The sequence below is a fragment of the Salinimonas chungwhensis DSM 16280 genome (genome assembly GCF_000378185.1).
Classification (GTDB): Bacteria; Pseudomonadota; Gammaproteobacteria; order Enterobacterales; family Alteromonadaceae; genus Alteromonas; species Alteromonas chungwhensis.
In genome coordinates, this window is sequence record NZ_KB899392.1 from 1 (window position 1) to 15583 (window position 15583).

Sequence of the window (15583 nt, forward strand, 5' to 3'; positions counted from 1 at the left end):
TCGTGTTTTTTTGATGCCCAGTCCAAGCCAATGAGCACTGAGAACTTATCTAACGAGTTAGTCATGACAACCTCCTGAATATGAAGTTTGTTATGTATCCTTTACTCGTCGAAAGTAATATGGATGGCGTTCACTGCATGCCCTGAGTATTCGTTATGAGTAAAGTAACTCATTGCATCGAAGGTAAAGCGGTAATCATCTAATGACTTACGTACAATGTTCGTATGCAATGAGCACATAACCTAAGTTATTTTAATTCAAATAAAGTAGGTTGAATGACCATATTACGTACGTTTCAGCCCCACAGCGTCAGCGGCACCTTGAGACAAACAGCAGACCTTCAACGCCCAGAACAGCGGCGCGTTTACGCGTCCGCCTGATTTTGATTGTCAGCTTTTGCTTGACTGATGAAACTGGCCCCCATAAAAACAAACCAAATTATTTGTGAGACACCGAATAGCTCTGTAAAAATGTCGGCAGGATAGATAGTTGCGATGCCAGCAGCACCAACAAATAAGCCAATATAATTGAGCCACTTAGAAAATATTTTACTATATAAATTGCATAGACTGATTAAAAGTACCCAAATACCACCAACTAGTTCATTACCGCCCCCAAGGCTTTCAGTGAGTAAAGTTACAATATGCCAAGTCTCTGATGCCTTCTCGACGTTTGTTCTCGCCAAGTTAACTACAGCGTCTAAGCCAATAACCGATATAAACCCACTAGCTATAACCAGACCAACCCACACTACGCCAAATAAAGTAGCGAGCTTACTTAAATATTGTGTCTTGAGGGTGGAATGCTTTTCATACAGCCCCAGAACCAAAACCGACAATACAACACCAAACAAGGCATAGATGGAAAAATAAACGATTCCTATTGATATATGATTTTCTTCTAGGTACAAAATTTGATCAGCAACTTCTGCTGAATATGGATAAGCCCAGAAAGCACCGAAGTAAATAAATGCGCCAATATAGATTAACGCTAAGAAGATGGCGCATAGGCCAGAAAAATAATTGATTTTTTTCAACTGTAAATCCTTTATGTGAGAAAGCTAACTTTTAAACAAGGGGAGCAGGCGCGTGGGCGAAAATGGCGAAGCCGTCCACGTGTTTGCGTCCCAGCGAGCTGCAGCGAGAGACTTAATTTGTTTGTTATACGCCTTACTCGATAGTAAATACAACATAGACAGTCGCAGATGCCAATGTATGGGAATAAATTTAAACGGAGCTTAAATGAAATTACTATATCCTATCTTAGTGTCTTGCCTATTCTTTGCATCATCCAGTTACGCACAAGAATCCGGTAATTATAAAACAGTTTGCGGCTACATGCCGGAAGGGGAATTTTCAGAGCCTATTAAAAAACCTTCTATGCTGATGATACTTACCCAACTTGTCCAGGTGAATTTTTGGAAACAGTTTCCACCACAACTGTAACTACGATTCCTAACCCTGATGCCCCGGGTGGTGTAACATACGTTCAACAGCATGAATCTTATCAAGTTACTTATGTATTAATGTATGAACTTGCCGGTGGTTACTAAATTACGCTGGCTATGAAGCTGGGGGGGAGCCCCCTTTTTGGAATGGGCACTCATTATGAAGATTTTATTTTTCTTATTATTTAACTCACTTTTTTTAGTTGGTCGGCCTTTGGGGAAGAGGAAAATGATAAACTTGAGAATATTCAGATAACAGGGCAAAGGCCTTTGAGCTTTTACTTTGAAGTAAGAGAAGAAAATAGAAAAATGTTCATGGAGACCTTTAACAGCTTGGTGGAAAAAGAGGATTTCAAATTTGTTTGCAAAAGAAGAAATAGAAGAAACTCCCATATAAAACACGAAGTTTGCAAAAATCAATACGAGTGGAGAATTTATCAAGAAATCATGCAAAATGAAATTGAAAGGGGTAATGTTATGGGGGCTAGTGCTGTTGCGGCCATGGGAAACCAAGAACAGAAAGATTTGAAAGCAAAGCTTGTAGCAAAGATCCAAGTCATGCTTGAAGAAAATCAAAATCCGAGCGAGACCTATACTGAATTTAAAGCTGCCGACAAAGCATATAAAAAAGCACATGCAAAGAAGTTTGGTAGTTTGAGCCCACCTTCGTATCAAGAAAAGTAAATTTGAACGTTCCGTTACGACGGAAGCATCTAATGAATGCGAGCAAAATACTTCCCTGACAATAAAACTGATCTCTTACAATTGAAGAGATTCAGCAAATATACCAAAATCCATCTGCCATCATAGCGCAAGTTCCTGAGCCTTCCTCAATCGTTATCTTAGGTGCCGGGTTAGCCGGTATTGGTTTTTCGAGAAGAAAGAAAGTTTAATTACAGCTCATTAAAATAGGGCTTGCCGATATTGGTATGCCCTGGTGTGTTTACGTATTTGCGCTAGTTTGCTTTTTCACGCATGAATGGGGCGCTGCAACCACTGTCGATGGCAGTATTCACAATAGTCAATGTGGAGACTCCTAACAGTGGCGATCCAGTAAAATGGTGTCGATTCGGTTCGGTTGTTGCTCTCACGTCGTTCACTTAAAATACCGGGCTACTAATGATTGCAAAATTAACATAATAATTTCTGACCCAGGCAGAAATGCTGAACTTTGTTTGATAGAGCCTGAATTTATTTAACCCGACTGAGCTAGGCTGTACGCTTTGTTTTAACTGCACATGGTTCATTACCGAAATATGCCTTGACCAGCTTACGCTTGCTTCTGCTGATTGGCAGCCGCTCTCCATCAGACATTTCGCACCACGCCTGATTACCCGAAATATGCACATTAACCACGTGCTTTTTGTGTACCCAGTGAGAACGGTGTATCAACACACCATCATCATCAAGCGCCTCTGCTATTTGATTAAGTGCCCCAATGATCAGTGCCTTTGCGTCCACCGTTTTGACATTTACATAATGAAGCTCAGAGCTTATTGAAACGATATCCCTACCCAACACCCTCGGAAGTCTCTCATAAAAATCGTTTCGTAATTTTTCTCGAGGCTCAGTTGCTCTTTCGGTCGCTAGGTTCTTTGTTGAGGGCGCAGGCTCATCTTCGTCTGTTGGTAACCTGTAGGTGATATTTAGAAGTAAGGGTATGTTGATCAGAAACCAAATCGTAATTAGTCCCGGCGTTATCTCAAGAAATTCTGCCATAACATGATAAACCGGCCCCTGCTGTTCGAGAATATCGAGCCAACTATCAGGCGCGTCCTTGATACCTGCAAACCAATTATCAATTGAAGCAAAAATCGGCGAAACAAGGAGGGCCCCTAACACACCTGACATCAGCAGCGTAATATAAAGCGGCAGGCGCTTGTAAGACATACTACTGACTAACAAACTGGCAACCATGAGTCCGAGCAGTGCTGTTGTAACCTGCAGCGCCCAAAATACGAGCCGTTCAACGAAATCAAGATTAGCAGAGGACTCAGGCTCCATCAGAGTAAACAGTAGTGTGAGACCCACTGCAGTAAGAGCGAAACCACTCTTTACTGGTGCCCTGCCTATTACTGTATCGCTTACTAACACATTTATGCTCCAAACGTTAGTAGATAAGTATTTATACAACGAACACCGCTAAAATGAACGTTCTTTGTACGAATTGTTGTTTTTTCTCATAAGCTGTTGAGGAAGAACAGTCCGTTATCAAGTGCCGTTCATGCCTATAAATGACAGTTGCTACAATTTCGATATCCATCGAACTCCTACGCATGTAGCTTGGCGCATACCAGGTTGGCGATTTGTATAGATGGTTGGGAAGTCTTAGCAAAAGAATGGACCTGTGCGTAACGCACAAACGAAACCTATAGTTATATTAAACACACCGGAGTAAGTTCGATATGAGAAAGGCGTTTGCATTAACAACAATTTTTCTTATTTATTGTCTGAGTTTTCAATCAGTTTATGCACAGGATGGCGATGTCGCACTGGTGCCATTGCCATCCCTTGATGATTTTACCAAAGGTCAGGATGGCTGGAGTTTGGGACTTGGGTTAGGTATTGAGTATGAAACCGCCTATGAAGGGTCAGATGAGTTCGGATTGGAGCTTCAGCCTGCCGGAGCAGTACAGTGGCGCAACAACAATCATATTTTTTACTTCGCCGGTGAAGCACTTGGTTGGCGAGGTCTGTATAGTGAAAACTGGTTGCTGGAGGGCGCATTAGGTTTTGACGAAGGCCGGGAGGAAAGTGACTCCGATGATGGCAATTTGGATGGGCTTGGTGATCAAGACGAAAGTTTTGAGCTGGTGCTTCAAGCGCGTCGCGCCTTGACGTCGGACTGGCGCTACTGGTTAGTCAGCAGAGTCGTTACAGGTGGTGATGGCAATTTGGGGCTATTTGGCGTGGGCCGGCGATTTGGCGACCAGGTAGATGGTACTGGTCATGAAGTAAACGTGGTTGCTGTTTTTCATGACAGCGAATATGCCAATAAAGGGTTTGGCATAAATACAGTGCAAGCTGAAGCCTCTGGGCTATCTGCTACTACATTGGATTCGGGATGGCGTTCCGTTGGTGTAGATTACAGTTTCCGTCATTATCTGAATGAAAACTGGCAGGTTTACGGCGAAGCGCTTTTTGAATATTACAGCGGTGACGTTCGAGACAGCCCTATCGCTCGAAATAATTATGAAACCGAAGTTGGCATTGGTTTTATTTATCTTTTCTGATTTTAATTACAGCCAAATCGCGAGGCTGCTGAAATCTCTGTGATACGCCACGCCCCCGCATATCACTTGGTTGGTTAGAAATATGGCAGCCACTGTATTCAAAAATCAGTTTCATATCTTATTTATTTCATTGGGCACTAAGCGGGGAAACACTTATCAAGTTCAAAATTGTGCAAAATACTGCATTACTCGGACATGCTGCAATAAAACAATTAGCAAACCGACTTACTGATGCGTCTGAAATAAGGCACGCCAGGCAACTTTTGCTCATTCTTACCAGTAATCATCCTCGCCATGGGTTAGTGCAATGCATCGAGCGATTGGGCTCATGGGCATACGCAGAGACGCTTCCCCGAAAGCCGCACCAGTCATCTTTATTTCATTGAGATAACGGTCGATAACGGATTTGAGGCTGGAGCCTGATATGCAGATAATAAAACACGGGCTGTGTTATACTCTGCCGTAGCTTTAAGAGAATTAATTCTTAGACTTTAGCTTCACAACCTCCAGTCTTCTCGCATTGAAAATCAACACCTGTTTTTCATATCAAATTACCTGCACATTTCATTTTCGCTTGCAGTAAGCATTGCCAGCCCCTGTTGGTTCATACGCTCAAGCATAAGGCAATACCATGAATATGACTTCATTAGGCGTTATTGGTAGCTCTAAAAAGCAAGATGAACGGCGCGTGCCGATACATCCGGAACATTTATCAAGGATCTCAGAAAAAATATGTAAGCAACTCATTTTTGAGAAGGGGTATGGCGAGCGCTTTGGTATTGACGATGCTGAACTTGCCGCTCAGGTAGGAGGATTGGCCTCAAGAGACGAGCTGTTAGAAACCATGGACACGGTAATTATCGCCAAACCGGTACTTGCCGATTTTGAGCAATTGCGGGTGGGCGGTGTTCTCTGGGGTTATCCCCACTGTACACAACAACGGGAAGTCACCCAGATTGCTATTGACAGACAACAGACCTTAATTGCGTTTGAAGATATGTATGTCTGGGGTCCCCAAGGCCAGGTTGGGCGGCATACCTTCTATAAAAACAATGAGATGGCGGGATACTGCGGAGTGATTCATGCGCTTCAGCTTAAAGGCATAGACGGTCATTATGGTAATCAGCGTAAAGCGATAATCTTCAGTTTTGGTGCTGTTAGTCGCGGGGCGATTTATGCACTCAAAGCCCATGGCTTTCGCGATATTACTATCTGTATTCAGCGACCTGATCATGAGGTCCGAGAGGAGATCCTTGATTGCCATTATGTTTGGTTAAAAGCTGGCACCGCGGACCAGGCAAGAATGATGGTGGTGGAACATGATGGTACAGAACGACCATTGTGTGAGTTGATTAGCGAATCGGGGCTCATTATCAACGGTATCTATCAAGACACTAACCACCCTATCGACTTTGTCACCGAACAGGAAAAAGCTTGTCTAAACCCCGGCTGCCTGATCATTGATGTAAGTTGTGACGAAGGAATGGGTTTTTATTTTGCCCGGCCAACCACCTTTAAAGATCCCATGTTCCAGGTCGAAAAAGTGGATTACTACGCTGTTGACCATACCCCTAGCTATTTGTGGGAAAGTGCCTCGCGCTCTATTTCCGCCGCCCTGGTTTTTCATCTGCCGGCCGTAGCCGCAGGACCGGATGGGTGGCAGCAAAATGAAACCATACGTCGGGCCATCAATATTGACAAAGGTGTTGTTCAAAAGTCAGATATTCTGGCTTATCAAAATCGCCAACAGGCTTACCCACACCAGCCTGTTTAGTGGTTCCAGGCCCATTTCACTGGGCTTTTACACCTTCAGGCCTGCCGGGATTAGTACGACGCCGCCGCTTTGATTAATTCCCGGCAATTGCAATGGGTAGTTCGTTTTCACTCATAGCGATTCAATAAAAGACTGGATTGGTTCGCGTTCCATCAAAGCAAATAAAAGAATCAAATCACCTTGCTTAATATCCTTTAAAGCGATTTTAGTGCCACTTAACGGGCTGTCGGCCCGTTTAATTTGCGGCGCCTGCACACCGCTTGCTATCAAGTGCTGCTCAACGATATCTGATATTTCGCCGGGCTCACGCCCACGTAAATATTTGTCAAGTTCCGTTAATATGTAGCTGTCTGGCTGCAAGGTAAGAATGGCATCAGTCACGCTTTTTATATCGTGATTGGAGCGATCTCCTGCATGGCCAAATAATACTTTCACTGCGCCATAATCGTTGTTTTTCTTTAACCCAAGTGCCATGTCGATTACAGCCTGCATGCTGTGCGAATTATGGGCAAAATCAACGATAATGGTGGCACCGTTACGATGGTAGATATTGGTTCGGCCCGGGTTATCGGAAGCGTTACTCTCGAAATCAAGCAACCCCTGGGTGATTGCTGCGCTGCTTATACCCATCGACTTACACAAGCCAACGATGCCCAGCGCATTTTCAAGATTATGCAAGGCTGTACCGTTCACCGTCATGGGTATTTTATCAATTTGAGCAAGCACTTCCGCTTTTTCACCATCAAAATAGACGATGTGATTATTTTCTGCGTAGGTGCAGGTACATCCGGTTTCTACCGCCTGCACGATTTTTTGGTTAGTGGCGTGTTTGCTAAACCAGCAAATAGCGGTATTTTTGCTATCTGCAAATTTTACCAGGCGTGCGTCATCTGCGTTTAACACTAACGGGTCGCCTTCACGTATAGCTTTGCCAACCATCAACTTTACTTGCGCAATTTCATCCACGGTATTAATACCGTATTGTCCTAAGTGATCACTGGCTACGTTCGTCACTAAGGCTGCACTTGCCTGATAAACCGGCAGCCCCCGACGCAATAAACCACCCCGGGCGACTTCTAAAAATGCGATTTCGGTTCGATTGTCGCGTAATAGCATTCTGGCGCCGCCGGGCCCGGAAAAGTCACCCTCATCAATTATCTGCTCACCGACTTTTATAAAATCAGTAGAAGTAACGCCGGCGTTTAAATGCGCGGCCTTAGCGATTTGTGCAGCCAGTCTGACGCTGGTCGATTTTCCGTTGGTTCCGGTGATTAAAGCTAATGGAATATCGCTGACCGGTTGCCAGTCTAGTGTGCTTGCATCGGGAAGTGCGTTTACTGGCCATGTTTGCGCGTAAATACCTGTACCTACACTGACCTCATCATCATCGACCAGACACTGTACCTGATTCTCAGTGGCCGCTTGAACTATTGCGATAAGAGCAGGATTTCTTTGCTCCATGATAGCGGTGCGCAGCTCATCTATCCGACGAGAAAAGTTTGCTACAGGTAAGGTTTGAGATTGTACAGAATGATGTTTGCTCAGGTCGAGAATACAACATTCCCACGCCAGTTCAATCACATCACAGGCACTGTACAACAGGTCGATGGGGGCGCAGATTGCCATACTGGCGCCCCCTTCAAATGGCCGCACAAAGGCTTTTTCATGCCACGCTAACTGCTGCTGAATCACATGCAAATGCTTATGCCAGCAATCAATTACCGCTTGAGCGTCGATACCTTCAAACAGCACATCAATAATGGCTCCGGCGTTGTCAGACAACAGATTTGGCCCCGTAAGGCGGCGCACTTCATCTAACTCAAGGCGTATTACATTGTTCGGCGGTTCCATTTAATCTGACTCTTCATCACGCTCGACAACAATATGTACACCACGCTCATCGTTTACGATACGCTGCCCTTCCTGTAACTCAAATTCATTTTCAACCGGTTCAAATAGTTTATCCGGGTAATCCTGGGAAGGCGTCATGTTGAACTGAGACTCTGTTGATTCCGCGACACCATCATTATTAAAACGCACGATCTGCTTCCAGCAGCGGGTAATATTGTCACCTAATATTACAAGTAAGTCGCCTGCGTTACAGGACGATAACGCCGCGTCTGTGCTTTCTTCCTCATTAGGAATAACCTGAATATCATGGTCGTCGACGCCTTCTTCTATAAGTGTTTTCTTCAGAAGCAGAGGGACTTCATCATAGCCACGCCCCCGTCTGTCATCGTCGGCTTTGCACACAAATGTATCAAATGTCGACGCCACTGATTTTGCTGCCTCAATAATATCTTCATCACGACGATCGCCAGGCATCGCAATGACTAACCGACGCTTACCTTTCACGTCTAAGCGCGAGGCAAGGTCAGAGATAGTCTTAATGGCAGCCGGGTTATGGGCGTAATCGAGAATAACTTTGAAGGGATGTTCATCGAATATATTCAGGCGGCCAGGTGCCTGGTAAAACGAGGTGTTGAAAATGCGCAAACCCTGACGGATATCTTCTAAACTGGTGTCAAAGCTATACGCCATCGCCGTTGCAAACATGGCGTTTTGAACGTTGTGCAACGCCTTACCCTCAATGGTGGCAGGAATTAAATGTGTCCAAAGTAGCGGAATATGTGCGCCTTTGTCATAAATGGTAATCATGTCGCCGCTAATGCCCTTTTCAAGCACTACAGCCATACCGCCCTGACGTATATGTTCGCGCACCAGGCCATGTCCCGGGTCCATGGTGATGTAACAGATTTGTTTAGCGCTACAAAATTCCGCCATCTGCAAACAGTGAATATCGTCCGCGTTCAGCACAACACAATCCTGTGCAACCTCAACCACTACCCGTTTTATCTGAGCAAGTTGCTCTAATGTATTGACTCCACGCTGGCCTAAGTGATCTGCCGTAATATTAAGGCAAGCGCCAACATTACAGGTTTGGTAACCAAGGCCCCGCTTTACAATACCGCCTCGCGCCGTTTCCATAATGGCAAAATCAACGCTGGGGTCGCGCAATACGATTTGTGCAGATGTAGGGCCGGTCATGTCGCCCTTTACAGTAAGGTGGCCATCAATATAAACCCCGTCTGTTGATGTCATCCCCGTGGTATGACCTGCGGCTTTCATAATACTGGCCAGCATGCGGGACGTGGTCGTTTTACCGTTGGTCCCGGTGATTGCTGCTACAGGAATGCGTGAGTCTTTGCCTGCGGGGAAGAGCATATCCATCACCTTGCCGGCGACATCGCGCGGCTGACCCTCACTTGGCGCAACGTGCATTCGAAAGCCTGGTGCTGCATTGCATTCGCAGATGCCGCCGCCTATTTCTTTATAAGAGCGGCTGATATCTTCGGTTAAGAAATCAACACCACCGATATCAAGGCCAATGGCCCGAATGGCACGTATTGCCATATCGCGGTTATCAGGATGAACGATGTCGGTCACATCGATAGCAGTACCACCAGTGGACAGGTTTGCCGTTGAACGTAGATAGAAGGGCTCACCTTCTGGTAATACTGTCTCTGTGGTGTATCTTGCTTCTTCCATTAAGCGTATGGCTTGATTATCAAGCTCTAATCGCGTCAACACTTTTTCGTGCCCTACACCACGCCGGGGGTCAAGGTTTACGATGTCGACCAACTCTGCAATCGTATGCTTGCCATCGCCTACTACATGGCCGGGGACACGCTTGGCTACTGCTATTAATTCATTATTTACCACCAACATCCGATGGTCATAGCCGGTCAGATAGCTTTCAACTAACACGGCCTGGCTCGTACCGTGCTGCTGCGCTTCAATGAACGCGGCTTGCACCTCTTTGTCGGTGGTTAAGTTGATACTTACCCCTCTTCCGTGGTTTGCATTTAATGGCTTTAAAACCACGGGAAAACCAATGCGATGAGCGGCTTTAACAGCTTGTTGCTCACTATAAACCATAAGCTGTTGAGGCACGGGTAAGCCAAGATCATTAAGCAGGTTATGGGTGTCTTCTTTGTCGCAGGAAATTTCTACTGCAATATGTTTTGTTTCACTGGTAATCGTGGCTTGAATACGCTGCTGATACTTACCATGGCCAAACTGCACTAAACTATACTTATTAAGGCGTAGCCATGGAATATCACGGCTTTCTGCGGCGGCGACTAATGAAGCGGTACTTGGACCAAATTCCTTTCGTTGCGCCATTTTGATAAAGGCTGTTAACTCATCGTTAAAGTCAAAATCTGCCTCTATATCGGCATTAATGGCCTGCTGGACCTCATCAGGCATTAAGTGCTTGAGAAGTTTTAGTCCCAGTGCGCCAGCCTTGATACCCACATCGCGCTGATGATACTGGTACACAACATAATAGCAGCCTTCATTTTCTAAGCTGCGAGTACGCCCGAAAGAAACCGCAGACCCCGCCAAATTCTGCAATTCTATGGCAACATGCTCCCAAATATGACCAATCCAGGTCCCCTCATCCTCGTTTAGACGACGCAGAAAACCACCTTCTTTGCCATAGGAGCAACCATGCTGTTGCAAGCTTGGTATGGCTGCTACTAACCCATCAATAAATCCTCGACCGAGTTTTACTGAGGGCCACCTCTCTAGCTCACCGATATCTATCTGGTAGCATATAACCGGGAAATTAGCGTAAACATTGGGTCCAACATACACATTCTGACTTAAAATCTTCATTAGACCAATTTACCTTTCTTTATTACCCAGATTATTCGATAACACTACAGAATAAACAGGGTCAGATCCAAACAAACCTGCTGCGGGCAGTGATGTTTCGGCAAATCGGCTTATAGCAGATTGAAATATCAGGTAAAGGCGTCGAGTGAGAACAGAGCGTTTGTCGCAGGCATTCCGTTGCGCATTGTCAAAAAGCCAGCCTGGACGATGACAGGCGGGCTTTTTAAAATATGCTTATACTGGCTGGCAGCAAGTCAATAAGGCAGTAAAGCCACTTATGCGGTGAAGGCTTTTCTGTCAGTGATGCTGTAGCGTGCACCTGACGCTAAGATATGGACTTTTAAGTTTAGTAAGGTAAGCGCATCACCGGTGCGAGCTTCTGCCATTGACGAATATTCTATATCGCTGGGATCAACGACGGTAATGGCACCACTGCCAACGACGGTAAATTCATTGTCCGGGTTGATAAATGCCGCAGTGTCTTCATCAAGACCAATGCCGATAAGGAAAGGATTATAGGATACCGCTGACAGTAGACGAGACAAACGATTGCGCTGGTTAAAGTGTTGATCCAGCACAATCGTATTGATAAGCCCCATACCTGGCGCAAGATTAACACCATCCTCAGTAGGTACTATGCCGGTGTTACCACCGGTTATCATATGTTGTGAGACAATAGCGGCACCAGCCGACGTACCCGCGTAATGTACTCCCTGCGCGTTAAGTTGGCGAATAGTTGTCGCAATAGGCGTACCGCCCAAAATGGTAGACAGGCGCAGTTGATTGCCACCAGTAACAAAAATGCCCGTACTCTTTTCAAGCATCTTCACGTAATCTTCGTTCTGCGCATCAACACGCTCAGAAATTGGTAATGAGCAGGCTTCTTTGACCCCAATTTCGTTGAATATCTTTTGATACCGAGTCCCGGTATCGTCTAACTGAGACGCTGTTGGAATAATGGTAATTACCGCATCCGTTCCACCGCAAAGCGCCACAAATTTGGCTAAAATTTCCGGGTTATCAATTTTTTCTTCCGCACCACCAATCGGGATAACATATCCACGATGGGTGCCATCAATACTAGGAGAGGGCATAATATTACTCGAATGTGCCTTTTTTAATTTGCTGTTTATGCTTCACATGAAATTGCCCTAAAGCAATGACATGCTCAATTCTATTATGTTTATCAAAAATAAGGATGTCGGCGTCAGCGCCTACACTAATGTGGCCCTTATTATGAAAATTCATTAGCTGAGCAACGTTTTTAGTAAAAAATGGTAAAAAGCGAGATACCTCTTCCCCATTATCAACAAGCGCGTAAAAAACATTGGTCATAGATTGGGAATCAGCAAAATCCATTTTCGCTAAACTACCATCAGCGTGAAAATCGGGTAAGCACCCGCCGCCGTCTGAACTGATAGTGAGTTTATCCTGGGGTAAGTTCTGTTGCATATAGCGTTGCAATGCATCGGCTGGGTCGTAGCCTTCGTCGCCTGATTCAAACGCCGTAACATCTACCCAACAGCCCTTCTTAGCCAGCTCACATGCTTCTTCGAACAAAAACTTCTGGCGGTTTATGTGGGTCGGATTATAAGTGCGCGGTGGGATTTCTGACTGCGATAAAGCCTCGCGAATTAAGCCTAAGCCCCGCTTACCGTCACCTAAATGTAAATGCAGCATGCCCGCTTTGCCGGTCATCAATCGTGCAACATGGGCCTGTGAAGCTATTTTTAGCAGCTCGTTTAGCGTGGGCTGACTAGAACGATGATCACTTATAGCCAGCTCACCTACACCAACGACAGGTTCTATGAATACGATATCAGTTTGCACCGAGCCGGTAAGCGTGGTCGGTGGCAAATGATATCCGCCGGTGTAACAGTACGCTGAAAACCCTTCTTCACGTAGTGCATAAACCTGGGCTACCAGCGACTCGGTGCTGCGCGTAATATCATCAGTACCCAGTAATCCTACCGCAGTGGTAACACCTGCGCGGGTGAATCTACTCAGCGGTACGGGAGGCACCCGGGTCGCAAAACCTGCTTCGCCACCACCACCGGTTAAATGCGTATGACCATCAATAAAGCCCGGCGTAAGCATGCCACCGTCAGCGTCAATTTCCTCGTGAGGAAGTTCCATGGCTGGCAGAGTTGTACCCATATATATGATTTTGCTGCCCGCACACACAAGGTGGTTAATTCCCTCTGCGTGTGGCGCAAACACATTCGCGTTTTTAATAACGGTAATCACAGCGGCAAACTCACGATTTATGTCGAATAGCTTCAATAAGGAGCGCAGTATATCTTAAGCATGTACTTTAGCTAGCGCAGTTTCGCTTTTTAGCTGCCAGAGCATTAAGCGCATCAGATAACGAAATCTCCGCGCAGCGCCTTTTTTTGTCACTCTAACCAAGCACTGGGGGGGGAATTTTACGTGTCTTTGATAAATGCAGACTCACAAAATGCCAATACTCCCATGAGATTGTTTACCGCTGATAAGTTTTTACGGCAGCTAAGACTTACTATATCGAGAAAACGAATAAACATATGGGTGAAGCCAGTTAAGTTGCAGTGAGATGAAGAGCAGCGTATCTCCCCGTACAAATCGCGGACGCTTTTATGTGTAGCACCCGCTGACAGCTAATTGTGGAAAAACAGGCCATTGGCACGATATTAGACTAAACGCCTATTTTACTAAGAATTCACTCTCCCTTTCTTCCGCAATGGTTTCTTTTGCGCTAGTCTTAACATTCATTTTCAAAAAGGGTAACGAATAGCTTCGCTTAGCCGATAACTCAAATGCTGTTTGCACCTTCGCGCACAGTAAACAAGATAATATCTCTTTGAAGTGGTAAAAGGATAACTGTCATGCAAACTTCAATGCCTATGGCCCTGTACAGCAACTTTTTGGGTCATGCGCCTGACTGGTACAAAAAGGCCATCATCGCCTGCCTTATAGCAAACCCCTTTGTATTTATGTTCGATAGTTACCTGGCAGGCTGGCTGCTGGTCATCGAATTTATCTTCACGCTGGCAATGGCACTAAAATGTTATCCCCTTCAGCCTGGCGGACTATTGCTCATCGAAGCCATGTTTATCGGCATGACATCGCCGGAGCACATGCTGCATGAAATAGAAGTCAATTTAGAGGTACTGCTATTGCTGGTATTCATGGTCGCGGGTATCTTTTTTATGAAAGACCTGTTGCTTTATCTGTTTACCAAACTGGTAATAAAAGTACGTAATAAGCTGATACTTTCATTGGCATTTATTACGGCATCCGCGTTTCTTTCGGCATTTCTCGATGCGCTGACAGTGGTTGCGGTCATCATCAGCGTGGGACTGGGCTTTTATACTATTTATCATAAAGTTGCCTCGGGTAAAGAGTTTCATCATCCCCATGACCACACCTCTGACGATGGAGTGCGAGAGCTTGGCAGTAACGATCTCGAGAACTTCCGGGCGTTTTTACGCAATCTTATGATGCATTCAGCCGTGGGTACTGCGCTGGGTGGGGTCATGACAATGGTGGGTGAACCCCAAAACCTGATTATCGCTGATAAAGCCGGCTGGAGCTTCCTAGAGTTCTTTATTCGAATGTCGCCCATTACTGTACCTGTTTTTATTGCCGGTCTGCTCACCACTGTGTTACTTGAAAAAACAAAATTGTTTAGCTACGGCGCCAAATTACCGTTAGCTGTCCGCGATATTCTTGTGCAATATGACAAACATACCGACCAGGAGCGCACCAGGCGTGACACTGCACGTCTGGCTGTTCAGGCGCTGATTGGAGTATGGTTGATTGTTGGACTTGCCGGCCACTTTGCTTCGGTAGGCTTAATCGGTCTGTCCGTTATCATTCTCGCTACATCTATGAGTGGCATTATTGAAGAACATGCATTGGGCAAAGCATTTGAAGAAGCCTTACCTTTTACTGCCCTGCTTTGTGTATTTTTTGGCGTTGTCGCTGTAATTATCGATCAAGGGCTTTTTCAACCGGTTATCCAGTGGGTACTGAGCTTTGAAGGTAAAACACAGCTGGTTATGTTCTATCTTGCCAATGGTGTTTTATCCATGGTGTCTGATAATGTGTTTGTTGGTTCTGTCTACATCACCGAAGTAACCGCAGCGCTAAAAGAAGGCCAGATCACCCGTGACCAGTTCGATTTGCTGGCGGTAGCGATTAATACCGGAACCAATCTGCCTAGCGTAGCAACACCTAACGGACAGGCAGCATTCTTATTTCTGCTGACTTCAGCAATAGCGCCGCTGTTGAGGTTATCTTACGGTAAAATGGTAATTATGGCGTTGCCTTATACCATTGTGCTGACCCTGGTCGGTTTACTGGCAACGTATTATGGCTTGCTGGACGCTACACAAATGCTGCATGACTTACATCTTATCGAGCACCATAGTGATGCAATATCCAGCGAGAACGCTCACTAAGAGGTAA

At 45.5% G+C, this 15583-nt stretch carries 11 protein-coding genes; 5 read left to right on the forward strand and 6 right to left on the reverse strand.

What is annotated here, in order from left to right:
• Positions 1-364: 364 nt before the first annotated feature.
• Positions 365-1036, reverse strand: a complete 672-nt coding sequence (locus F458_RS0117380; protein ID WP_018984717.1) for a DUF4386 family protein — start codon at positions 1034-1036, stop codon at positions 365-367.
• A gap of 681 nt (positions 1037-1717) precedes the next feature.
• Between F458_RS0117380 and F458_RS19855 the strand changes: the two genes are divergently transcribed.
• Both F458_RS19855 and F458_RS21225 read left to right on the forward strand, forming a co-directional pair.
• Entirely contained in the window at positions 1718-2131 is a 414-nt protein-coding gene (locus F458_RS19855) for a hypothetical protein (protein ID WP_156824292.1), read from the forward strand.
• A gap of 122 nt (positions 2132-2253) precedes the next feature.
• Positions 2254-2340, forward strand: a complete 87-nt coding sequence (locus F458_RS21225) for a PEP-CTERM sorting domain-containing protein (protein WP_408640340.1) — start codon at positions 2254-2256, stop codon at positions 2338-2340.
• 316 nt (positions 2341-2656) lie between these two features.
• On the opposite strand, the gene F458_RS0117395 is transcribed toward F458_RS21225, so the two are convergent.
• A complete protein-coding gene (locus tag F458_RS0117395; RefSeq protein WP_018984720.1) occupies positions 2657-3451 on the reverse strand; it encodes a LytTR family DNA-binding domain-containing protein in 795 nt (264 codons plus the stop codon).
• Positions 3452-3852: 401 nt separating this feature from the next.
• Between F458_RS0117395 and F458_RS0117400 the strand changes: the two genes are divergently transcribed.
• Both F458_RS0117400 and F458_RS0117410 read left to right on the forward strand, forming a co-directional pair.
• Positions 3853-4680, forward strand: coding sequence for a MipA/OmpV family protein (locus F458_RS0117400; RefSeq protein WP_018984721.1), 828 nt, complete (start codon positions 3853-3855; stop codon positions 4678-4680).
• Positions 4681-5311: 631 nt separating this feature from the next.
• Positions 5312-6454, forward strand: a complete 1143-nt coding sequence (locus F458_RS0117410; RefSeq protein WP_018984723.1) for a N(5)-(carboxyethyl)ornithine synthase — start codon at positions 5312-5314, stop codon at positions 6452-6454.
• A gap of 111 nt (positions 6455-6565) precedes the next feature.
• On the opposite strand, the gene F458_RS0117415 is transcribed toward F458_RS0117410, so the two are convergent.
• From F458_RS0117415 to iadA, 4 genes are all read right to left on the reverse strand, one after another.
• Entirely contained in the window at positions 6566-8305 is a 1740-nt protein-coding gene (locus F458_RS0117415; protein WP_018984724.1) for a Mur ligase family protein, read from the reverse strand.
• Positions 8306-11134, reverse strand: a complete 2829-nt coding sequence (gene cphA, locus F458_RS0117420) for a cyanophycin synthetase (protein WP_018984725.1) — start codon at positions 11132-11134, stop codon at positions 8306-8308.
• A 275-nt stretch (positions 11135-11409) separates the two neighbouring features.
• Complete coding sequence (locus tag F458_RS0117425) at positions 11410-12228, reverse strand: cyanophycinase (RefSeq protein ID WP_018984726.1); 819 nt, start codon at positions 12226-12228, stop codon at positions 11410-11412.
• 4 nt (positions 12229-12232) lie between these two features.
• Positions 12233-13381: a beta-aspartyl-peptidase gene (gene iadA, locus F458_RS0117430; protein ID WP_026294770.1), complete on the reverse strand. Its 1149-nt coding sequence runs from the start codon at positions 13379-13381 to the stop codon at positions 12233-12235.
• Positions 13382-13998: 617 nt separating this feature from the next.
• On the opposite strand from iadA, the gene nhaB reads away from it, so the two are divergent.
• A complete protein-coding gene (gene nhaB / locus F458_RS0117435) occupies positions 13999-15576 on the forward strand; it encodes a sodium/proton antiporter NhaB (protein ID WP_018984728.1) in 1578 nt (525 codons plus the stop codon).
• Positions 15577-15583 lie beyond the last annotated feature (7 nt).

What these genes read in the sequence shown, in the direction of transcription:
- F458_RS0117425 (WP_018984726.1), bottom strand. Translation starts at nt 12,228, where the DNA reads ATGCCCTCTCCTAGTATTGATGGCACCCATCGTGGATATGTTATCCCG.
- F458_RS0117395 (WP_018984720.1), bottom strand. Translation starts at nt 3,451, where the DNA reads ATGGAGCCTGAGTCCTCTGCTAATCTTGATTTCGTTGAACGGCTCGTA.
- F458_RS0117400 (WP_018984721.1), top strand. Translation starts at nt 3,853, where the DNA reads ATGAGAAAGGCGTTTGCATTAACAACAATTTTTCTTATTTATTGTCTG.
- F458_RS0117415 (WP_018984724.1), bottom strand. Translation starts at nt 8,305, where the DNA reads ATGGAACCGCCGAACAATGTAATACGCCTTGAGTTAGATGAAGTGCGC.
- cphA (WP_018984725.1), bottom strand. Translation starts at nt 11,134, where the DNA reads ATGAAGATTTTAAGTCAGAATGTGTATGTTGGACCCAATGTTTACGCT.
- nhaB (WP_018984728.1), top strand. Translation starts at nt 13,999, where the DNA reads ATGCAAACTTCAATGCCTATGGCCCTGTACAGCAACTTTTTGGGTCAT.
- F458_RS0117410 (WP_018984723.1), top strand. Translation starts at nt 5,312, where the DNA reads ATGAATATGACTTCATTAGGCGTTATTGGTAGCTCTAAAAAGCAAGAT.